The organism is Cognatundibacterium squillarum (genome assembly GCF_014652435.1).
GTDB lineage: Bacteria > Pseudomonadota > Gammaproteobacteria > Burkholderiales > Burkholderiaceae_D > Undibacterium > Undibacterium squillarum.
Window position 1 is genome coordinate 71,517 of sequence record NZ_BMYU01000004.1, and the last position, 22,084, is coordinate 93,600.

Here is a 22,084-nt window from a genome sequence, read left to right on the forward strand (position 1 = left end):
GAAATGACATTATGGATTTATACATTGAACACCTGACGCGCTACCGCTACTCTCAGGCTTTCAGCTATTCGATACAGCAGCTGCGCCTGACGCCGCGACAGGAACAGTTTCAGCAAGTCAGGCAATGGTCCGTGCAATCGCAGGGGCGGCAAAATGCTTTCCGCGATGCGTACCAGAATCCGTCTCATTTACTGACCATGACCGGCTGGCACGACGATATTTCGATTACGGCACGCGGCACTGTCAGCACCAGCGCTCCGCCACAGGGACGGGTCAGCGACGGCACCGGTTTATCCCCGCTGATTTTTATCAACGACACCCGCCTGACCAGCGCTGACGACGCAATCAGGGCACTGGCGGCAAGCTGCAAACCGCCGCAGCACTTTCGTACCGAACATGCGCTGCAACTGGCAAAAGCCATCGAAGCCGCTGTCAGTTATCAGCCGGGCAGCACGGAAGTCAGCAGTACCGCTGCGGAAGTGCTGCAACAGGGACAGGGTGTTTGTCAGGACCATACCCATGTCTATCTGGCATGCTGCCACGCACTGGAAATCCCGGCACGCTATGTGTCCGGCTATCTGGATCCGGAAACCGGCGAAACAGCGCAAACACATGCATGGGTGGATGTCTGGGTGGAAGACCACGATTATGCCGGCTGGGTCAGTCTGGACGTCACGCATACACGCCTGATGAATGCATCGTATTGTCGTCTGGCCATCGGACGTGATTATGATTCTGCTTCACCGGTGCGCGGCGTGCGCCGCGGCGGTGGCAGTGAGCAACTGGAAGTGCAGGTCAGCGTTGCCCACTTTGACGGGCAGTAATGCGCATCACGATCCGTGTTCGCAATGCAAACACGTGTTGCACGTGTCGCAGACACTGACAGCACCGGATGATCTCGCTACAATCAGATCAGTCTAACTCTGAAAGTGCAACATGACGTATTGTGTGGGCATGCGCTTGCATGCCGGTCTCGTATTTTTGTCGGATTCCCGCACCAATGCCGGTGTCGATCATATCGGCACCTTCCGCAAAATGTCGGTTTATGAGCAACGCGATGACCGCGTGATGGTACTGATGACTGCGGGAAATCTGTCGATTTCGCAATCAGTACGCGAATTGCTGAATACCTATACCGATGCCCAGGGTTTGTCAGTCTGGAATGCGCCGAATATGTATGAAGCGGCGCGTATTCTCGGCGAAACCGTGCGTCTGGTGAATCAGCGCGATGCCAAAGCCTTATCCGGTTTCGGGATAGACTTCAACGTGAGTCTGATTTTCGGTGGTCAGATTGGCAATGAACGCTGCCGTTTATTTCAGATTTATGCCGCCGGCAATTTCATCGAAGCCCATGATGAAAATACTTACTTCCAGATCGGCGAAGCGAAATACGGCAAGCCGATTATCGACCGCGTCGTGAATCCGGATACCAGTCTGGACGATGCCGCCAAATGCGCGCTGATTTCCATGGATTCCACGCTACGCTCGAATATTTCGGTCGGCCTGCCGCTGGATTTACTGGTGTACGAAACCGGCAGTCTGAAAGTCGACCGCTTTGCCATCATTGATGAAAAGAATCCTTACTTCCAGATGATACGCAGCAGCTGGGGTCAACAACTGAAAAATGTGTTTGAAGGGATAGAAGCACCGGACTGGGAACCGCATAACGATGCTTCGCAAACTGAGACGCCGGGACAGCATCAGCCGGTGCGCGTCACACCGCCTGCCATCAGCTAAACTAGTCTCTCAGGCTTTGTGCCGCCAGTCACAACCGGCATCGTGGTCACTGATGATGCCGGTCGCCTGCAGATACGCGTAAATAATCGTAGAACCGACGAATTTGAATCCGCGCTTTTTCAGGTCTTTGGAAATCTGATCGGACAAAGGACTGGTAGCGACATGCACACCATCGGTATACACCGTTTTGCCATCCGTCCAACCCCACAGGTAGGCATCCAGCCCGCCGGTTTCCTGCTTTAACTGCAGATAGCAACGGGCATTGCTGATGGTCGCTTCAATCTTGCGGCGGTTGCGGATAATGCCGGCATTCTGCATCAGCGCCTCTACTTTTGCCGCGTCGTAAGCAGCAATCAGTTCTGCATTCCAGCCATCAAATGCCGCGCGGTAGGCTTCACGCTTGTTCAGCACGGTTTCCCAGCTCAGTCCGGCCTGTGCGCCTTCCAGATTCAGCATTTCAAACAAACGTAATTCATCATGGCAGGGCACGCCCCACTCTTCATCGTGGTAACGCAGGTACAGCGGGTTAGCCGGATTGGCCCAGCGGCAGCGTTGCTTTTGCATACAGATTCCGTTCGTCAGTGATGGCAATCGCTGCATGATATCGCGTCATGGCGCATCACGACCAGTCACAGCACGCCAGCAACGGAAAGCTGCGAACTTCAGCTGGTAACGGAAACCACGTCGCAAGAACGGCTGATTGTGCAAATATCGTCATTTATGATTTTCGGAGGCCCGGACTTTCTGCCGACGACCGCCGGATTGGTATGCAGAACTCCGCATTTGAGCCTGTTTTGGCCATTTTTCAGGCTTTTTCGGACATTTACAGCGTCCTGCGGATAACGCAGGACTGCGTGCCGTGCATGAACGCCCCTCCTCCACGGAATCGCCAACAAAAAAAAACACCGGCGTGAATACCACACCGGTGTTTTCTGATTGCACAGCCAGTTTGCTGCCGCAGCGCTGATTCGCTGAGCAGCGTACAGGAAGATCAGCGTGCGACTGACGGACTCAGCAGACGCATTTCCTTCGACAACGGACGCACCAGCGTGAAGTCGGTCAGTGCTGCAGGCATGGCGCGTGCAACATTGGACGGGCAAACGCCGGTCTGACGATAGCTGAGCGCAGCAGACAACATCGATTCCGTGGTATCGCCGCGCTGACGGGTAAAGTCATCAGCCACCGCGCAGGTCGCCGCAAATCCATCAGGGTAATCGCCGAAACCTTTCTGATTTACGCCTTTGAACTGAATCGCAAAATAGGTGTAACCACAGTTATCCTGCGGAACAAAACCGTAAGGCTTACCACGGGTTGTGTTGCCGATCAGGTTCACTGTCACATCCACACCGCGCAGCGCGTTGATCAGCGACTCACTGGCCGATGCCGTGCCCTGAGAAACCAGCAGCGTGACTTTGTTCAGGCCCAGATTCGGCAGCGACGTACCGTTCACTGCGGTGTTGTAGAACGGATACTGCTTGTTCAGATAAGTCAGCTTGTCGTTGTAAGTCAGTTGCTCAAACACTTTGGCAGATGTCGGGCCGGGACCGGCAATCATGTACGCCAGCTCGCTTGCCACATACAGCAATCCACCGCCGTTGTAGCGCAGATCAATCACCAGATCCGTGACACTCTGTGCTTTCAGCTGGCTGATCGCATTCAGCAATTCCGTTTCGGACTGGGCAATATGCTGATCAAATACGAAATAGCCGACATTGCCGGTCAGCGTAGGAATGACTTTCACTTTGCTGACGGTCGCCACAGAATACGTGGCCGGTGTCAGGCTGATCGCCGTCTTGCCGGAAAAAGTCAGCTGATGTGCTGCCAGCACAGACGGGAATAAGGCTTCGTTAATCTTGGCAACGCCGCTGGAAGTGGCATCGTTCACAAAATCCACACCATCGACCGCCAGCAACCGGTCACCGCGTTTGATGCCCGCTTTATCGGCAGGCGAACCGGCAGCCACTTCCGCAACAATCCAGTTACGCGGTGGCGCGCTGGCTTGCGCAGCCCACTGAATACCGTAATCCTGCGCAATGCCCTGCGATTGCGCCTGCCACGATGCTGTGGTTTGCGACCAGTGGAACTGATCGACCGGTTTGCCGGATGCGGTCAGTTTCGGGGTTTTCAGCACATCAAAATAAGCCTGCGGTGTTGCATAGCTGGCCGGATTGATATTGGCCGGCACGTCCTGATACCACAGATAAGTATCGTTGACGAAGGCCTTCAGGTAAGCTTTTTCGGTATCCGCCGAACCCTGGCGATCAACCGTACCGGGACGCGGTGCAGCACACTGATTGGCCAGCGCAATCGTGCTGTTATTTTGTCCCGCATTTGCAGAATTACCATCACTACCGCCTCCGCCGCCACCGCAGGCACTCAGCAATGCGCTGATCGCGGCCAGCAGGAAGGTTTGCTTCAACACCAATGTCTGTTTCATTTTGATTCCCTGATTTACTGCACCGAAAAAACGACCGTTTTACCCAAAACGATTACTTTCTGTTCGAAATACATCAACCGGACAGGTCAGGCGAATTTTAATTTATCACTTATTAATAAAAAAGCCGTTTCCGCATGAACGGAAACGGCTTTTGCAGAGATACTGTCAGTATCAGACAACGATCGTCTGATGCTCGTCACCTTCACGCGCACGGATTTCACCGATACGGGAAACAGTTTCACCGGCAGCCTGCAGATGCGCAATTGCTGCATCAGCATCCTGCTGCGATACAACAACGATCATACCGATACCGCAGTTGAATACGCGGTGCATTTCCGCGTCAGCAACGCCACCGTGCTGTTGCAGCCAGGTGAACAGTTTCGGCATTTCCCATGCATCTTTGTGCAGTACGGCGGTCAGCTTGTCGCCCAGTACACGCGGTACGTTTTCTACCAGACCACCACCGGTGATGTGCGCCATGCCGCGTACGTCGATTTTTTCCATCAGGGACAGCAAAGGCTTCACGTAAATGCGGGTTGGTGCCATCAGCGCATCACCCAGTGTGCGGCCATCGAACTCTGCGTTCAGATCAGGATTCGCAACTTCGATGATTTTACGTACCAGCGAGAAACCGTTGGAGTGGATACCGGAAGAAGCCAGACCCAGTACAACATCGCCCGGCTGGATTTTAGTGCCGTCGATAATGCGGGATTTCTCTACCGCACCAACCGCAAAACCGGCCAGATCGTATTCGCCGTCAGGATACATCGAAGGCATTTCAGCGGTTTCACCACCGATCAGTGCGCAGCCAGCCTGTTCGCAACCTGCAGCAATACCTTTGATCACAGTTGCGGCAGTGTTCACTTCCAGCTTGCCGCAGGCAAAGTAATCGAGGAAGAACAGCGGCTCAGCGCCCTGTACCAGAATGTCGTTCACACTCATCGCCACCAGATCGATACCGACGGTGTCGTGTTTGTTCAGGTGGAAAGCCAGTTTCAGCTTGGTGCCCACACCGTCCGTACCGGATACCAGCACTGGCTCCTTGTATTTTTTGCTGACTTCAAACATCGCGCCGAAGCCGCCGATGCCAGCCATCACGCCTTCGCGCATTGTACGTTTAGCAAAAGGTTTGATTGCATCAACCAGTGCATCACCGGCGACCATGTCGACGCCAGCGTCAGCATAGGAAAGAGAAACAGGGTTAGAAGTGCTCATGATATTCGTCAGTAGGGACCTGAGGCGGTAAAATAGTGAAATTGCCAGAAATCTGGCGCTGGGCAGTATTCTAACAAAACGACCCGTTATTGACCCGCTTTTTGGGCTCTGGCCTCCGAAAACACAATTAAATTAAGCTTGAAGACCTGAAAATGTCCTTTTCTTTTTCCAGTGAGCAAAAACAAAGCATCATCTGGCTCGGCGTCGGTCTGGCACTCGTGCTGTTATTGTTTTTACTGGCACCGGTGCTGATGCCCTTCATTGTGTCCGCCATTCTGGCTTACATTCTGAATCCTGCGGTTGACCGCTTAAGTCAGATCCGGCTGCGCCGCTTCAGTATTTCGCGCAGCATGGCCAGTTCTGCCGTGATTCTGCTGCTGATTCTGACCAGTCTGGCCATGGTGCTGATACTGGTGCCGGTGCTGAAAAAAGAATTACCTTTGCTGCAATCACAGTTGCCACGCTTTCTCGATCGCCTCGATCAGTTCAGCGCACCACTGCTCGCGAAATACCACATTCCGGTGCGACTGGATGGTGCCGGCCTGAAAGCGCTGCTGACCGATCAGCTGAGTACCAGCGGCGAAGAAATCGGCAAGGCGATACTGTCTTCGCTGAAGGTCGGTGGCACCGCGGTCATCGGCATCATTGGTAATTTATTATTAATTCCGGTGGTATTGTTTTATCTGCTGCTGGACTGGCATCATCTGATTGACCGTATCCGTCACTTTATTCCGCGTCGCTGGATAGCCAGCATCACCAAAGCCGTTACGGAAGTCGATGATTTAATGGCGCAGTATTTACGCGGACAAATTCTTGTCATGGTGATACTGGCTGTGTTTTACGCCGTTGCGCTGGCGCTGGTTGGCTTTGATCTGGCGCTGCCGGTTGGTATCATGACGGGTTTGCTGGTGTTTATTCCGTATATCGGTTACGGTCTCGGCCTTGCGCTGGCGATGATCGGTGCAATACTGCAATATGACAACCTGAACGGCATCCTTGCAGTTGCTGCCGTCTACACCGTCGGGCAATTACTGGAATCTTTCGTCCTGACACCGCGACTGGTGGGTGAACGTATCGGCCTGCATCCGCTGACCGTGATTTTCGCGCTGATGGCCTTCGGTGAACTGTTCGGCTTTACCGGTATTCTGATGGCGCTGCCGGTGTCTGCTGTGATGTCTGTCGGTGTCAGCTACCTGCGTCGCTATTACCTCAACAGTTCTTTTTATCGTCAGTGATGAAGCAATTACTTCTTGATCTGGATACCCAGATCCTGCCATCCCTGACCACCTTCGTGGTGGGGCAGAACGCGGAACTGGCGCAGTTACTGGGCTTGTTTGCGCAACGCACACCCAGTCTGTACGGTGAACGGTCTGTATATATCTGGGGGGAAACCGGCGCGGGTAAAACCCACTTGCTGCACGCACTGGCAGACCATCCGCATGCCCGTTATATTCCGGCAACGGCGCCGGAAGCGGCTTTTGAATTCACGCCGGACATCAGTCTGTATCTGGTCGATGACTGCGACCAGTTGCCACGACTGAATCAGATTGCAGCTTTCAATTTATTCAACGAAGCACGTTCGCGCGGTGCTTATTTTGTCGCTGCCGGCAACCATCCGCCGATGATTCTGAATGTGCGCGATGATTTACGCACCCGCCTTGGCTGGGGTCTGATTTATCAGCTGCACGGGCTAACTGACGAAGACAAAATCGATGCGCTGGAACGTGCCGCCGCTGCCCGGGGCATGCAGGTTTCTGCCGGTGTAATTCCTTACCTGATTACGCATTACCAGCGCGACATGAGCAGCCTGACCGCCATGCTGGATCAGCTCGATCATTACTCGCTGGTCACCAAACGCCCGATCACGCTGCCATTACTGCGTGAACTCATGCTTCAACAACAAACCTGATATTGCCATGCATCTCGCTTTATTTGATCTGGACCACACCCTGCTGCCGATTGACTCTGACTATGAATGGGGCCAGTTTTTATGCCGCCACGGCATTGTGGATGCAGAACAGTTCGGCCGCCGCAATGCGGATTTTTTCGCACAGTATCAGGCTGGTACGCTGGACGCGGTGGAATATCTGGAATTCGCACTCGGTACGCTGGCTGCGATTCCGGCGCAGCAACTGCAGGCTTTGCGTGAGCAATATATGGATGAAGTCATTCGTCCGGTGCTGCATCCTGAGGCTACCCGTTTACTGCGTCAGCATCAGGACAAAGGCGATCTGACCGCCATCATCACCGCGACCAACCGCTTCGTCACAGAACCCATTGCAGCTGCTTTAGGCGTGCCGCACCTGCTGGCAGCGGAACCGGAACGCGATGCAAGTGGTAATATCACGGGCAAATTGTCCGGCGTCCCGACTTCAGGCAAAGGAAAAGTAACACATTTACATCATTGGCTGGCAGCTCAGAACAAACAATTATCCGATTTCGCCAGCAGTCACTTTTACAGTGATTCGCACAATGATATACCGCTGCTGGATGTGGTTACCCATCCGGTCGCAACCAACCCGAACGCAAAATTGCAGCAGTATGCTGCTGCGAAGGGCTGGCCTCAGATTACGCTGTTTGAAAAACAATGATTAAGAAATTGATACGCAAAATTCTCGGTGTGCGCTCTGCTGAGCACACGCCCCGTGAGCCCGTGATCCTGAAGGCAAAGGAACACGGCATTGACCGCTCACTGGTTTCCCCGAATGCCATCCGCGTCACGCAAACCTTACAGGAAGCCGGTTTTAAAGCTTTCATCGTCGGTGGCGCAGTGCGCGATTTACTGACCGGGGTGAAACCGAAAGACTTCGACATCGCCACCAATGCAACACCGGAACAGGTAAAACGTTTATTCCGCCGCGCCTTTATTATCGGCCGCCGTTTCCAGATCGTGCATGTGATGTTCGGTCAGGAATTACTGGAAGTAACCACCTTCCGTGGCGCCAGCGACGGTCAGGTACAAAAAGATGCGCACGGCCGTGTACTGAGTGACAACCATTTCGGCGAACAGCATGAAGATGCTGCGCGTCGCGACTTTACCGTCAATGCGATGTACTACGATCCGGCATCGGAAACCGTGCTGGACTACCATAACGGTATCAGCGATATCCGCCGCAAAACCCTGCGCATCATTGGCGTACCGGAAGCACGCTACCGAGAAGATCCGGTGCGTATGCTGCGCGTCGTGCGTTTTGCCGCCAAACTGCAGTTCAGTATCGATCAGTCTACCCGTGCGCCGATTGCGGTGATGGCACCGCTGATTAACAACGTGCCAGCTGCCCGCTTGTTCGATGAAATGCTGAAATTGCTGACCAGCGGCCATGCAATGGCCTGCCTGCAGCAATTGCGCTCAGCGGGTTTACATCACGGCATCCTGCCTTTGCTGGATGTGGTGATGGAGCAGCCTATGGGCGAAAAATTCGTGAATCTGGCGCTCAGCAATACAGACGACCGTGTACGTCAGGGAAAAACCGTTTCACCGAGTTTCCTGTTTGCTGCACTGTTGTGGCATCAGGTCCTGGAAAAATGGGAAGCGTATAAAGCTGCAGGAGAATTCCCGATTCCGGCATTGCATCAGGCCGCTGATGATGTCCTGATGGCGCAAACCGATGCACTGGCAATTCAGCGCCGCATTGCATCCGATATGCGCGATATCTGGGCACTGCAACCACGCTTTGAGAAACGTGCAGGCAAAGCACCGTATAAATTGCTGGAACATCAGCGTCTGCGTGCAGGCTATGATTTCCTGTTACTGCGCTGCGAATCCGGTGAACTGGATCCTGCGCTGGGTGCATGGTGGACGGATTTCATGCACGGAGACAACGCCGAGCGTGAACACCTGATCCAGCAAAAGCAACGCCTGCCGTCACATGCAACAGGCACTGCGGAAGGTAAAAACGGCCCGGCCCGCAAACGCAAACCACGGAAACGTGGTCCGCGCCGCAGCGGTACAGAAGCATCATGATGCGCGCCAGCATTGGCATCGGAGCCAACCTTGGTGATGCAGTGCAGACCGTACAGGCAGCAATTGCCGCGATTGCTGCATTACCGGATACCACACTGGTTGCAGCATCTTCGCTGTACACATCTGCACCGGTGGACTCTTCCGGTGATGATTATGTGAATGCCGTCATTCAGGTAGAAACCGGTTTTACAGCGGAGGCATTACTGACTGCACTGCAGACGCTGGAAAACCAGCACGGACGCGAACGTCCCTACCGGAATGCGCCACGCACACTGGATCTGGATATGTTGCTGTACGGCGATCAGGAAATATCCAGTGCCACGCTGCAAGTACCGCACCCGCGTATGCATGAACGCGCATTCGTCCTGCTGCCGCTGACTGAAATCGCACCGGAAACACGGATTCCCGGCATTGGCGCTGCCCTGTATCTGCTGGAAAGCGTCAGCGATCAGCGCATACGCAAATTGTCCTGAATTTACGCCGAAGGTTGCTCATGCAAATTCCTGTTATTGCGCAGACGACTGCTCTGCTGATCATGTCGAATGTGTTCATGACCATCGCATGGTATGGACATCTGAAAAGTCTGTCGGATAAACCATGGTGGATAGCTGCAATGATCAGCTGGGCGATTGCTTTGTTTGAATACCTGCTCCAGGTGCCTGCGAACCGGATCGGTTACACTGAGTACAGTCTGGCGCAGCTGAAAATTCTGCAGGAGGCGCTGACCCTGATAGTGTTTGTCCCGTTTGCGGTATTTTTTATGGGGCAGCCTTTTAAACTTGATTATGTCTGGGCCGCACTGTGTCTGGTCGGCGCAGTCTATTTTATTTTCCGGAGTTAACCGGTCAATGCCCGCAGATTCGCATTCTGCAGGCAGGAGAAATCTGATGGCTGAATATTTACAGGACCGTAAAGCGGTCAGTGTTCCCGGCTTAAAAGCCATGCGCCAGAATGGCGACAAAATCACTATGCTGACATGCTATGACGCCAGCTTTGCTGCGCTGATGGACAGGCATGGTGTGGACATGCTGCTGGTTGGCGATTCTCTGGGTATGGTTTGCCAGGGGCACGATTCAACACTGCCGGTAACGACCGATGATGTTGCGTATCACACTGCCAGTGTTGCGCGCGGCAGCAAAAAAGCTCTGATCGTCGCTGACATGCCTTTCGGCACCTGCGGCAGTCCGGAATCGACCTATCAGCACGCCGTTAAGCTGATGCAGGCTGGCGCACACATGGTCAAAATTGAAGGTGGCAGCTGGTTACTGCCCACTATACGTTATCTGACCGACCGCTCGGTTCCGGTCTGTGCGCATCTGGGTCTGACGCCGCAATCGGTGCATCAGCTAGGCGGCTACAAAGTACAGGGCAAAACAGATGCGGCAGCAGAGCTGCTGAAGAAAGAAGCGCTGGCGGTGCAGGAAGCCGGCGCGGCAGTACTGGTGCTGGAAGCAATTCCTGCAGAACTGGGTAAGGAAGTTACTGCTCTGCTGGATATCCCGACGATAGGTATCGGTGCCGGTCCGGATTGCTCGGGTCAGGTACTGGTCATGCATGACATGCTGGGCGTGTTTCCGGGCCGCAAAGCCCGCTTCGTGAAAAACTTTATGGACGGACAAACCAGCATAGGTGCAGCGGTGGATGCTTACGTAGCCGCTGTTAAAGATGGCAGCTTCCCGGCTCCTGAGCATTGTTTCTGAACTGATGCTTATTACAAATTCAAAGGCACCTCCGGGTGCCTTTTTTATTGCAGCTGAACACGGCAGCCAAAACAATGCTTATGCAATGATTTCACCAACTTGCACAAGTTATTTACGAACCTGCACTGAACTTTTACACTTTCTTAACGCCGCTGATATTACGCTTATCAATCTGAATATTTTTAATTCTGATCTTTAAGGAGTATCAATGAAAGTCGCGCTTACCACAGGAGCTTTACTGTTTTTCGGCTTGTTAAATAATCTTCATGCAGAAGAAACCAAACCGGATCACGAACTGAGCGGGAATATCGGTGTCGCCAGCGAATACCGCTATCGCGGCATTTCGCAGACACGTCTTGATCCTGCCCTGCAGGGTGGCGCTGATTATGTACATAATCCTGACGGCTTGTATGTGGGCACATGGTTATCCACGATCAAGTGGATTAAGGACACGCCGGGTGCCGGCAGCACACCGGCAGAGTGGGATATCTACGCAGGAAAAAAAGGGCAGCTCAGTGCTGACATCAGCTACGACGCCGGAGTGCTCGCCTATGTCTACCTGAATAACAAACTGGATCAGGCCGGATTGAAAGATGCAAACACTCTTGAATTTTACGGCCAGCTGAGTGCAGGCCCCGCCTACCTCAAATACTCGCATGCCGTTACAAATCTGTTTGGCATTGTTGACAGTAAAAACAGTGGCTATCTGGATGCCGGTCTGAACTTTGATCTGGGTGCGGACTATACGCTGAATATGCACGCTGGCTATCAGAAAGTACGGGGAGCTAATTCTCAGGCAGCAACGTACTCCGACTTCAGACTCGGCGTCACCAAAGAATGGAAAGAACACGGCGTCACCGTCAGTCTGGCTGTTATCGGCACAAATGCGGATAAAGTATTTTACGCATCGCCTGCCAGTGGTCAGTTTATGGGAAAAAGTAAGCTGGTCATGACAGCGGTCAAATCCTTCTGATCAACCGTTTTCTTAATCGGAAGATAAAAAGCGCCTGCGGGCGCTTTTTTTATGGCTGTAAATGACCCGGCGACCTTTGCACAAGCGTGTTTACACAATTTTTACAGCCGTCCGGAAAAGCTATACACCGTCTTTACCGCGATTTTTCTATCGTAGAGGCTCCTTCTATACAGGAGTCTGAAATGGATTTGATTTACATCGGCTACACGCTGCTGTTCGCAGCGATTTCCTGCGCACTGATCGCTGGCTGTCACCGCCTGAGAGGTGACAAATGAGTATTTTCCAGATCATCGCAGCCATTCTGGTAGTGCTGCTCGCCGGATATCTGATTTATGCGCTGATACAACCCGAGGATTTTTAAGATGCATCATTCTGCTTTTTTTCAGATCGCACTGTACCTGCTGGTACTGACGGCGATTGCTGTTCCGCTGGGCAAGCATATGGCCCGTGTACTCAGCGGCGAACGACATATTTTGTCTGCCATTCTGGGGCCGGCAGAAAAACTGGTGCTGCGCATCGCAGGTGTGCGCGCGGATCAGGAAATGCACTGGAAACAGTATGCACTCACGCTGATTGCTTTCAATCTGACCGGCGCACTCGCTGTTTATCTTTTGCAGCGCGTTCAGGGCTATCTGCCATTCAATCCGCAGCAACTCGCTGCAGTAAGTCCTGATTCCGCTTTTAATACTGCGATCAGCTTCGTTACCAACACTAACTGGCAGGGTTATGGCGGCGAATCCACCATGAGTTACCTGACACAAATGCTGGCGCTGGCTGTTCAGAATTTTCTGTCTGCAGCAACCGGTATCGCTGTTGTTACAGCCCTGATTCGCGGCTTCTCACGTCACAATGCCGCCGAAATCGGTAATTTCTGGGCAGATCTGGTTCGCAGTACCATCCATATCCTGCTGCCCCTCTCTTTCATCACAGCTGTATTACTGATGAGTCAGGGTGTGATTCAGAATTTTGATGCCTATCAAACGGTCAGTCTGACGGAGAAAATTGACTATCAGGCCGCGAAGACCGATGCACAAGGCGCACCGTTGCTGGATAAAGAAGGCAAGCCGCTGACCGAGGCCGCCTCAACAAGCACGCAGACTTTACCCATGGGACCGGTTGCATCGCAGGAAGCCATCAAACTGATCGGTACGAATGGCGGCGGATTCTTCAACGCCAATTCAGCACATCCGTTTGAAAATCCGACACCGTTTTCGAATTTCATCCAGATGCTGGCGATCTTTGTGATTCCCGCCGGTCTGTGTATCAGCTTTGGCGCGATGGTGCGAGATATGCGTCAGGGATGGGCAATCTATGCCACCATGAGCATCCTGTTTGTCTCCTTCGCCTTCGTAGCAATCAACGCAGAACAGGCTGGAAATCCGGTAATCAGCGCACTGCATATTGATCCGTCGGATCATGCACAGATTGCAGCAAGCACCGCACAGGCAGGCGGCAATATGGAGGGCAAAGAAACCCGCTTCGGTATCGTTGCTTCCGGATTATTTGCCACCATCACCACTGCAGCATCCTGCGGTGCCGTCAATGCGATGCACGACAGCTTTACGCCACTCGGTGGCATGGTGCCTATGGTACTGATGCAGCTTGGTGAAGTGGTGTTTGGCGGTGTCGGTTCCGGTTTATACGGCATGCTGATTTTTGCGTTGCTGGCGGTGTTCATCGCGGGTCTGATGATAGGCCGCACGCCGGAATATCTCGGCAAAAAAATCGAAGCCTATGACATGAAAATGGTATCCATCGCCATTCTGGTCGGGCCTTTACTGGTGCTGGCGGGAACGGCAATTTCCGTCATGCTGGCAGATGGCAAAGCGGGGATCGCCAATCCCGGCGCACACGGCTTCAGTGAAATTCTGTATGCGTTTGTTTCTGCCACAAACAATAACGGCAGCGCATTTGCCGGCCTGTCTGCGAACACACCGTATTACAACCTGATGCTCGGTATTGCGATGTGGTTCGGGCGCTTTCTGATGATTGTGCCGGTACTTGCAATCGCAGGCTCCCTGGCTGCTAAAAAACGTCTGCCACAAAACGCTGGCACGCTGCCGACCCATGGCCCCCTGTTTGTCGCTCTGCTGCTCGGCACCGTGATCATTGTCGGCGCACTGACCTACATCCCTGCACTGGCGCTTGGTCCCGTCGTGGAACATCTGATCATGATTGCGCAGTAAGGAAGAATTCAAATGAATCATCAACATCAATTATCTCTGTTCAGTAAACAATTACTGCTGCCCGCGATTGCCGGCGCTTTTCTGAAACTGAAACCACAAACACAAATAAAAAATCCGGTGATGTTTGTTGTATATGCCGGCAGTATTCTGACCACTGCACTGACGATTCAGGCCTATACAGGTCAGGGTGAAGCGCCAGCGGGATTTATTCTGGCGACCAGCCTGTGGCTATGGTTTACCGTTCTGTTTGCTAACTTTGCAGAAGCACTGGCGGAAGGACGCAGTAAAGCGCAGGCAGAATCGCTGCGCAGCGCAAAGCAGGATGTGCGCGCAAGAAAACTGAACACACCGGCACGTAATGCCACGCAGATTCTGGTCAACGGTTCATCACTGCGCAAAGGCGATATTGTGCTGGTCGAGGCTGGCGATGTCATCCCGGCTGACGGCGATGTCATTGAAGGTGTCGCCTCTGTCGATGAATCTGCCATTACCGGCGAATCCGCCCCCGTCATTCGTGAGTCCGGCGGCGATTTCAGTGCCGTTACCGGTGGCACAAGAGTTTTGTCTGACTGGCTGATCATCCGCATCAGTGTCAATCCCGGAGAAGCTTTTCTGGACCGTATGATCGCCATGGTAGAAGGGGCGAAACGCCAGAAAACACCGAATGAGATCGCGCTGACAATCCTGCTGGTTGCGCTGACGCTGGTTTTTCTGATGGCAACAGCAACATTGTTTCCGTTTTCTGCTTTCAGCACAGAAGCAGCCGGTAGCGGCAGCACTGTCACGATCACGGTTCTGGTCGCCTTGCTGGTATGTCTGATTCCGACCACCATCGGCGGTCTGCTTTCCGCGATCGGTGTTGCCGGTATGAGCCGCATGATGCAGGCAAATGTAATTGCAACCTCCGGACGCGCAGTGGAAGCTGCCGGAGACGTGGACGTTTTACTGCTGGATAAAACCGGCACGATTACGCTCGGCAATCGTCAGGCAGCCGCGTTCTACGCCGCGCCGGGCGTCACCGAAGCGCAGCTCGCAGACGCTGCGCAACTGTCGTCACTGGCAGATGAAACTCCGGAAGGCCGCAGCATTGTGGTACTCGCGAAACAGCGTTTCGCGCTGCGTGAACGCGATATGGAAAAACTCCACGCAGAGTTTATTCCATTCACTGCACAAACCCGAATGAGCGGGGTTGATCTGCACAGCGGTGAATCCGTGCGCCGCATCCGCAAAGGATCTGCCGATGCCATCCGTCGTCATTTGCAGGAACAAGGTCAGGCATTGCCGCCGGCGATCACTGAAGCTGTTGATCAGGTGGCCCGTCAGGGCAGCACACCACTGGTGGTGATTGATGACTTACATGTACTGGGTGTGATTGAACTGAAAGATATCGTCAAAGGCGGCATCCGTGAGCGCTTCGCTGAATTGCGTCGCATGGGTATCAAAACCGTCATGATCACCGGCGATAACCGCCTGACGGCAGCCGCCATTGCAGCCGAAGCCGGTGTTGATGATTTTCTGGCGGAAGCCACGCCCGAAGATAAGCTGCGCCTGATACGCCAGCACCAGGCTGAAGGCAAACTTGTCGCCATGACCGGTGACGGTACCAATGATGCACCGGCACTGGCACAGGCAGATGTCGCAGTTGCGATGAACAGCGGAACACAAGCAGCGAAAGAAGCCGGCAATATGGTCGATCTGGATTCGAATCCGACCAAGCTGATCGAAATCGTCGAAATCGGTAAGCAAATGCTGATGACACGCGGCGCACTGACCACGTTCAGTATTGCAAATGATGTTGCGAAATACTTTGCGATTATTCCGGCCGCGTTTGCAAGCACCTATCCGCAACTGAATGCACTGAACCTGATGCAGTTAAGCAGCCCTGCCAGCGCCATGATGTCAGCGGTTATTTTTAACGCACTGATTATTATTTTCCTGATTCCGCTGGCATTGCAGGGTGTGCGTTATCGCGCACTGGGTGCTGCAGTTCTGCTGCGCCGTAACCTGCTGATCTATGGCCTCGGTGGCCTGATCGTGCCATTCATTGGTATCAAACTGATTGATATCGTACTCACTGCTTTCGGTCTGATCTGAGGAGAAATGCTATGTCTGTTATACGTCCTGTTGTTGTCTGCTTCAGTCTGCTGACCATCATTACTGGCCTCGCCTATCCATTCGCCGTTACCGGTGTCGGCCAGCTTGCGTTTCCGGAACAAACCAGCGGCAGTCTGATACGGCAAGGCAATCAGATCAAAGGATCTGAGCTGATCGGTCAGCAGTTTGCTCAGCCACGTTATTTCTGGGGCCGCCCTTCTGCCACTGCGCCATTTGGCTACAATGGCACGGCTTCCGGCGGTTCAAACCTGGGCCCAACCAATCCGGCGCTGAAAGCCGCTGTTGAGGAAAGGATCAAAGCCTTACATGATGCAGACCCGGAAAACACAGCACCGGTGCCTGTCGATCTGGTTACGGCTTCCGGCAGCGGACTGGATCCGCATATCAGTCCGGCGGCAGCAGAATATCAGCTGCAGCGCGTGGCAAAAGCGCGCGGACTGCAGGCAAAACAAATCCGGCAATTGATAACGCAAAACACTGAAGCACCGCAGTTCGGTATTTTTGGTGAAGAACGTGTTAACGTACTGAAACTGAATCTTGCACTGGATAGCCTGAAACCATGAATGTCGCCCGCCCCGATCCTGATACCTTACTCGGCAAATTGCAGCGCGAAGAAGAGCGTGCTGCACGCGGCCATCTGAAGATCTTTTTCGGTGCCTGTGCCGGCGTGGGAAAAACCTGCGCCATGCTGAGTGCAGCCCATGCGGAAAAAAACAATGGGCGCGATATTGTGATCGGGGTGATTGAAACACACGGGCGCAGGGAAACACAAAAACTGGCAGAAGGGTTGGAAACTCTGCCATTGCAGGCCATCCCGTATAAAGATAAAACTCTGCAGGAATTTGATCTGGATGCTGCGCTGAAACGACGGCCGCAACTGATACTGATGGATGAACTGGCACACAGCAATGTCAGCGGTTCACGTCACAGTAAACGCTGGCAGGATGTGGAAGAATTGCTGAGCGCAGGTATCAGCGTGTACACCACAATTAATGTGCAGCATCTGGAAACCCTGAATGATATCGTCGGGCAAATCACCGGCATACGTGTCTGGGAAACCGTGCCTGACCGTATCTTCGATATGGCCGATGAAATCATGCTGGTGGATATTCCACCGGATGAATTGCTGCGACGCCTGCAGGAAGGTAAGGTTTATCTGGAACAGCAAGCACAGCGCGCCGCCAGACATTTTTTCCGCAAAGGCAATCTGATTGCGCTGCGTGAGCTGGCACTGCGCCGTACGGCTGATCAGGTGGATGTGGCAATGCGCGACTACCGCGCAGATAAATCGATACAGCAAGTCTGGCAAGCCAAAGAACGCTTAATGCTGTGTGTCCCGCCCGGTACATCTGCGATGAAACTGGTGCGCAGCGCCGGCCGGCTGGCAGCGGGTTTGCGCGCCGACTGGATTGCCGTGTTTATTGAAGAAGATCAGCACGGCGAGCCGAATCGCAGTGAGCAACAACGTAAAGCCATGAAACTGGCAGCGGAACTGGGCGCGGAAACCACCACACTGGCGGGAGAAGACAGCGCAGGTTTATTACTGGCCTATGCCCGCAGCCGCAATGTTTCACGCCTCGTCGTAGCACGTGACAGTGCGCAAGGCATTCAGGCATTCTTACGAAACGGACACAGCGGACTGGCAGAAACACTGAGCAAGCGTGCGCATGATCTGGATATCATTCTGATTCACACCGAAGAAGAACAGTCAGGGAACACGGCAACACAACGCATACAACGCTGGCTGAATGACGACAGCCAGCCTGCACCTTTATCCAGCTATGGCTGGGCTGCACTGGCCTGCACCGGCGTGACTGCGCTGTGCGGCATCCTGATCCATTTTTTTGATCTGGCAAATGTGGTGATGCTGTACCTGCTGGTGGTGGTACTGATTTCCGTACGGCTGGGGCGCAATCCCTCCTTATTTGCCTGTTTTCTGAGCGTGGCAAGTTTTGATTTCTTCTTTGTGCCGCCCCGCTTTTCATTCAATGTTTCCGACAGCCAGTATCTGCTGACATTTTTTGTGATGCTGGCCGTGTCGCTGATCATCAGTCAGCTGACTGCCAGCCTGCGTACGCAAACCCGGATCGCTCATTACCGCGAAAGACGCACCAGTGCTTTGTACACCACCAGCAAAGCCTTGTCCGGCGCGCTGATGTATGAACAGATTATTGAGATTGCACTGGAACATCTGACACCGGTGTTTCAGGCGCGTATCGCCATTCTGCTGCCGGACAGCCACGATGTTCTGCGTCAGCCGGTCAGCAGTGGTCAGCCGTCCCATGCAGCACTATTGCCCGACCCGGATCTCAGCGTGGCACAATGGGTGTACACCCATCATCAGGCTGCCGGACTGGGAACCGACACACTGCCCTCCGCGACTGCTTTGTATGTACCACTGCGTGCACCGATGCGCACCCGTGGTGTGCTGGCCATCGCGCCTGCACAGGATGGCGTGCCGTTTGCACCGGAACAGCAATTGCTGCTGGACACGTTTGCCGCACAGATCGCGCTGGCGCTGGAGCGTGTGCATTATGTGGAAGTCGCACAGGATGCGGTAGTCAGCATGGAAGCTGAACGCTTGCGTAACTCGCTGCTTTCCGCGGTATCGCATGATCTCCGCACGCCGCTGACCGCGATTGTGGGTCTGGCCAGCACGCTGCAACAGGATCTGGCGGCGAGTCAGCGCGAGGAATTAAATAAAGCCTTACTGGAAGAATCGCTGCGCATGAACGGGCTGGTGGTGAATCTGCTGGAAATGGCGAGGCTGCAGTCCGGTAAAGTCACGCTGCAAAAACAATGGCAACCGGTGGAAGAAGTCATCGGCAGCGCCTTGCGTGCCAGCGGACAAGCATTGCGTGACTGCACAGTCCGCACCGTACTGCCACCGGACTTACCGCTAGTGGAACTGGATGCGGTACTGATCGAACGGGTGCTGTGTAACTTACTGGAAAACGCCGCGCGTTACGGCAACGGTACAATTGAAATACAGGCACAGACCGATGACAACATGCTGGTACTCAGCGTGTGTGACAACGGGCCGGGCTTACCGGCAGGCGTGGATATTTTTGAGAAGTTCACCCGCGGGCAACATGAGGCCGCCAGTCCCGGTGTTGGACTGGGTCTGGCGATTTGTGAGACCATCATGCGTGTGCATCATGGCAGCATACGGGCAAGCAACCGTGAACAAGGCGGTGCCTGTCTGAGCATCATGCTGCCACTGGGCGAACATCCGCCGCTGCCGCCCTCCGCTGAAGAAGAGTTTGACTATGAGTGAATCCCGTCTGCACATCATCCTGATTGAAGATGAAAAGCAAATCCGCCGCTTTCTGAGCACCGCACTGGAAGCAGAAGGCATGAGCGTATTTGAAAGCGATACTGCCAAACAAGGTTTGATACAGTGCGCAACCCGCAAACCGGATCTGGTGATTGCTGATCTGGGATTGCCGGATATGGATGGCGTGCAGCTGATCCGCGAATTGCGCAGCTGGAGCCAGATTCCGGTGATCGTGCTGTCTGCGCGCACACAGGAAAGTGAAAAAGTCGCCGCGCTGGATGCCGGTGCAGATGATTTCCTGACTAAGCCGTTTGGCGTAGCCGAACTGATGGCACGCATACGCGCACATTTGCGCCGCCGCCAGCCGGAATCCGCTCAGCAGGAATCGCTGTTTTGTATCGGAGATATTCAGATAGATTTCAGCCTGCGCACTATCCTTCGCAAAGGCGAAGCAGTACACCTTAGCCCGATTGAGTACCGCTTACTGACCACGCTGTGCCGGCATCCCGGTAAGGTACTCACCCATCAGCAATTGCTGAAAGAAGTCTGGGGACCGGGCAATCTGGAAAACGGACATTATCTGCGTATTTATATGGCGAATCTGCGTCAGAAACTGGAAGATCAGCCGGCGCAGCCTGTGCATTTCATTACCGAAACCGGCGTGGGTTATCGTCTGGTGCTGTGAGCATCCCGCCTGCGCTCTGCACGAGCCGCCGGAAGGTCATTTTTGCCTCAAATGCGGACTTTCGCACAGCGATCCGGCGGTCGTCGGCAGAAAGTCCGGCTCTCCGTAAATCACGTTTGACGATTTCAGCATAAATTCCTAGCGTGGCAGCACGCTGTTGCACTTCCGTCAGCAAAATACGCTACCCGGCACACAAAGCCACTGTGCTGCGCAAAACCGGATTAGGATGGCATGTCCGATCAATCAGCCAACTGCCGGAGACCCGTATGAACCTGCACCGCCGCTATCTTTGCCTGAGCTTACTGTGCGCCGCCCACAGCGTAACGCTGGCTGCCCAGCCCGATCCCTTGTGGGAAAAAGTCGTGCAGCAATACAAAGCCACCGACAACTACGCTGCGAAAGAAATACGGCAGAACGTCACACTGGAAAAAGATCAGGAAACCCGTCACAGCATAATCCGCCTGCAGCTCAGCGGCTGGAAAGACACGACGCCGCAATACGAAATCGTCAGCATAGAACCGGCACCGAAAGAAAAGAAAAAACCAATGAATATGGATGCAATGCTGAAAGACGCTTATCAGCAAGTATTCAGCACGGCAATGCAACCGAAACGCAGCGATAACGTCAGGCTCGGTGAACAGAACGCGACGCTGTTTGAACTGGATGAAGGTGCGCTGCAGAAAGTCAGCCTGCAATTATGGGCGGAACCGGCGACCGGTAAAATCCTGCAGCTGAAATTGCAAGCCAGTATGCCAATGGCGTTTGAAGCCAGTATCAGCACCAGTTATCGCCCCGGCCCCGACGGTATGAGTTTCCCTGCGCAACGGAAAACCGCGTTTGAAATTCATATCCCGTTTAAAAAAGCCAAAGGCAGTTTTGATGAAACTCTGAGTCAGTGGGAAGCCCGCCCTGCCTCTGCGGGCAACACCGCCAAACCCGCTTCTCCGTAAGACATCCGCCGGTATTCCGCCGGTCATCGCGCTGCAGCAGCTGCTCTGGCCTGAAATGCGGACTTTCGCACAGCGATCCGGCGGTCGCCCGCAGAAAGTCCGGCTTTCCGGAAATGCCTGATGCAGACAGCTGCACAAGTATTACACCATCACCACGGCAAAGTCTGTCCGTCGTAGCTGAAAAAACCACCGCTGTCGGCCGGTGTTTTTGAGCGGATCACGGATAACAGTTCCGCCGCGGCGATTTCCGGTGCGCGCGCGGCATGACCACCTTTGAAGGGTGCGGACAACGCCGATTGCACGGTGCCCGGATGCAGGGCCAGCAGCACTTGTTGCGGACAATTGCGCTGCACTTCAATCGCCGCCGTTTTGACCAGCATGTTCAGCGCAGCTTTGGACGCGCGGTAACTGTACCAGCCACCAAGCCGGTTATCGCCTGTGCTGCCGACCTTTGCTGACAGAAATGCCATTCTGCCCTGCTGCTTATCCAGCAGCGGATGAAAATAGCGCAGCACCAGCGCGGGGCCAAAGGTATTGATCATAAAAGTTTGCTGCAATTGCGCCATGTGCAGATCGCCGAGTTTTTTCTCCGGCATTGCATCCGGTGTGTGCAGCACGCCTGCAGCATGAATAATCAGCTGAAACGGTGCCTGATCCCGCAATGCCAGCGCTGCCTGCTGCACGCTGTTTTCATCGCAAAGATCCAGCGGCGGCGTGCTTTGACGTGACAATGTCACGACCTGTACCTGCGCATCACGCAATTGCGCGGCGATTGCGCTGCCGATGGCACCGGAACCGCCTATCACCAGTGCGCGAGTCATCTGTCCGGCTGACATCGTATTCTC

At 53.9% G+C, this 22,084-nt stretch carries 23 protein-coding genes; 19 read left to right on the forward strand and 4 right to left on the reverse strand.

The annotated features are described in order from the left end of the window. The first annotated feature begins 11 nt into the window (after nt 1–11). Nucleotides 12–824 (forward strand): transglutaminase family protein, encoded by an 813-nt coding sequence (locus IE092_RS09380; protein WP_189356913.1) that lies wholly within the window; start codon nt 12–14, stop codon nt 822–824. Between the two features lie 112 nt (nt 825–936). Continuing rightward, entirely contained in the window at nt 937–1,737 is an 801-nt protein-coding gene (locus tag IE092_RS09385) for a proteasome-type protease (protein ID WP_189356914.1), read from the forward strand. A 9-nt stretch (nt 1,738–1,746) separates the two neighbouring features. Here the strand turns inward: IE092_RS09385 and IE092_RS09390 are convergent, their stop codons facing one another. Next, complete coding sequence (locus IE092_RS09390; protein ID WP_189356915.1) at nt 1,747–2,301, reverse strand: DNA-3-methyladenine glycosylase I; 555 nt, start codon at nt 2,299–2,301, stop codon at nt 1,747–1,749. A gap of 47 nt (nt 2,302–2,348) precedes the next feature. On the opposite strand from IE092_RS09390, the gene IE092_RS18865 reads away from it, so the two are divergent. Then, on the forward strand, nt 2,349–2,651 hold the full coding sequence (locus IE092_RS18865) for a hypothetical protein (RefSeq protein ID WP_229793121.1): 303 nt from the start codon (nt 2,349–2,351) through the stop codon (nt 2,649–2,651). 77 nt (nt 2,652–2,728) lie between these two features. Here the strand turns inward: IE092_RS18865 and IE092_RS09395 are convergent, their stop codons facing one another. Together IE092_RS09395 and purM are read right to left on the reverse strand one after the other, a co-directional pair. Next, nucleotides 2,729–4,174, reverse strand: coding sequence for a S41 family peptidase (locus IE092_RS09395; RefSeq protein WP_189356916.1), 1,446 nt, complete (start codon nt 4,172–4,174; stop codon nt 2,729–2,731). Between the two features lie 171 nt (nt 4,175–4,345). Further along, nucleotides 4,346–5,389 (reverse strand): phosphoribosylformylglycinamidine cyclo-ligase, encoded by a 1,044-nt coding sequence (purM, locus tag IE092_RS09400; RefSeq protein WP_189356917.1) that lies wholly within the window; start codon nt 5,387–5,389, stop codon nt 4,346–4,348. A gap of 152 nt (nt 5,390–5,541) precedes the next feature. Here purM and IE092_RS09405 point away from each other — a divergent pair, with 152 nt between their 5' ends. The 16 genes from IE092_RS09405 to IE092_RS09480 all read left to right on the forward strand — a co-directional run bounded on the left by IE092_RS09405 (nt 5,542) and on the right by IE092_RS09480 (nt 21,239). Continuing rightward, nucleotides 5,542–6,624: an AI-2E family transporter gene (locus tag IE092_RS09405; RefSeq protein ID WP_189356918.1), complete on the forward strand. Its 1,083-nt coding sequence runs from the start codon at nt 5,542–5,544 to the stop codon at nt 6,622–6,624. Beyond that, a complete protein-coding gene (hda, locus tag IE092_RS09410) occupies nt 6,624–7,298 on the forward strand; it encodes a DnaA regulatory inactivator Hda (RefSeq protein WP_189356919.1) in 675 nt (224 codons plus the stop codon). Before IE092_RS09405 ends, hda begins: the two co-directional genes overlap by 1 nt. 7 nt (nt 7,299–7,305) lie before the next feature. Continuing rightward, the gene (locus tag IE092_RS09415) at nt 7,306–7,980 is read left to right on the forward strand and encodes a histidinol-phosphatase (RefSeq protein ID WP_189356920.1); all 675 of its coding nucleotides are present in this window, start codon (nt 7,306–7,308) and stop codon (nt 7,978–7,980) included. Then, nucleotides 7,977–9,353 carry a polynucleotide adenylyltransferase PcnB gene (gene pcnB, locus IE092_RS09420; protein ID WP_189356921.1) on the forward strand — a complete coding sequence of 459 codons (1,377 nt, stop codon included), beginning with the start codon at nt 7,977–7,979 and terminating at the stop codon, nt 9,351–9,353. Before IE092_RS09415 ends, pcnB begins: the two co-directional genes overlap by 4 nt. Beyond that, on the forward strand, nt 9,350–9,826 hold the full coding sequence (folK, locus tag IE092_RS09425) for a 2-amino-4-hydroxy-6-hydroxymethyldihydropteridine diphosphokinase (RefSeq protein ID WP_373295328.1): 477 nt from the start codon (nt 9,350–9,352) through the stop codon (nt 9,824–9,826). Before pcnB ends, folK begins: the two co-directional genes overlap by 4 nt. A 20-nt stretch (nt 9,827–9,846) precedes the next feature. After that, the gene (locus tag IE092_RS09430) at nt 9,847–10,194 is read left to right on the forward strand and encodes a DMT family protein (protein WP_189356922.1); all 348 of its coding nucleotides are present in this window, start codon (nt 9,847–9,849) and stop codon (nt 10,192–10,194) included. Nucleotides 10,195–10,240: 46 nt separating this feature from the next. Next, nucleotides 10,241–11,053, forward strand: coding sequence for a 3-methyl-2-oxobutanoate hydroxymethyltransferase (panB, locus tag IE092_RS09435; RefSeq protein WP_189356923.1), 813 nt, complete (start codon nt 10,241–10,243; stop codon nt 11,051–11,053). A gap of 208 nt (nt 11,054–11,261) precedes the next feature. Continuing rightward, entirely contained in the window at nt 11,262–12,026 is a 765-nt protein-coding gene (locus tag IE092_RS09440; RefSeq protein WP_189356924.1) for a TorF family putative porin, read from the forward strand. 182 nt (nt 12,027–12,208) lie between these two features. Further along, nucleotides 12,209–12,301 (forward strand): potassium ABC transporter ATPase, encoded by a 93-nt coding sequence (locus IE092_RS09445; RefSeq protein ID WP_189356925.1) that lies wholly within the window; start codon nt 12,209–12,211, stop codon nt 12,299–12,301. Further along, a complete protein-coding gene (kdpF, locus tag IE092_RS09450) occupies nt 12,298–12,387 on the forward strand; it encodes a K(+)-transporting ATPase subunit F (RefSeq protein ID WP_189356926.1) in 90 nt (29 codons plus the stop codon). The genes IE092_RS09445 and kdpF overlap by 4 nt, the downstream gene beginning before the upstream one ends. Before the next feature lies 1 nt (nt 12,388). Then, entirely contained in the window at nt 12,389–14,212 is a 1,824-nt protein-coding gene (kdpA, locus tag IE092_RS09455; RefSeq protein WP_189356927.1) for a potassium-transporting ATPase subunit KdpA, read from the forward strand. Between the two features lie 12 nt (nt 14,213–14,224). Then, entirely contained in the window at nt 14,225–16,306 is a 2,082-nt protein-coding gene (gene kdpB / locus IE092_RS09460) for a potassium-transporting ATPase subunit KdpB (RefSeq protein ID WP_189356928.1), read from the forward strand. Nucleotides 16,307–16,317: 11 nt separating this feature from the next. Further along, nucleotides 16,318–16,890, forward strand: coding sequence for a potassium-transporting ATPase subunit KdpC (gene kdpC / locus IE092_RS09465; protein ID WP_189356929.1), 573 nt, complete (start codon nt 16,318–16,320; stop codon nt 16,888–16,890). Next, on the forward strand, nt 16,887–19,604 hold the full coding sequence (locus IE092_RS09470; RefSeq protein WP_189356930.1) for a sensor histidine kinase: 2,718 nt from the start codon (nt 16,887–16,889) through the stop codon (nt 19,602–19,604). The genes kdpC and IE092_RS09470 overlap by 4 nt, the downstream gene beginning before the upstream one ends. Further along, nucleotides 19,597–20,289 carry a two-component system response regulator KdpE gene (kdpE, locus tag IE092_RS09475; RefSeq protein ID WP_189356931.1) on the forward strand — a complete coding sequence of 231 codons (693 nt, stop codon included), beginning with the start codon at nt 19,597–19,599 and terminating at the stop codon, nt 20,287–20,289. Before IE092_RS09470 ends, kdpE begins: the two co-directional genes overlap by 8 nt. A 266-nt stretch (nt 20,290–20,555) precedes the next feature. Then, entirely contained in the window at nt 20,556–21,239 is a 684-nt protein-coding gene (locus IE092_RS09480) for a hypothetical protein (protein ID WP_189356932.1), read from the forward strand. Nucleotides 21,240–21,388: 149 nt separating this feature from the next. On the opposite strand, the gene IE092_RS09485 is transcribed toward IE092_RS09480, so the two are convergent. Next, entirely contained in the window at nt 21,389–22,075 is a 687-nt protein-coding gene (locus IE092_RS09485) for an SDR family NAD(P)-dependent oxidoreductase (protein ID WP_189356933.1), read from the reverse strand. Between the last annotated feature and the right edge of the window lie 9 nt (nt 22,076–22,084).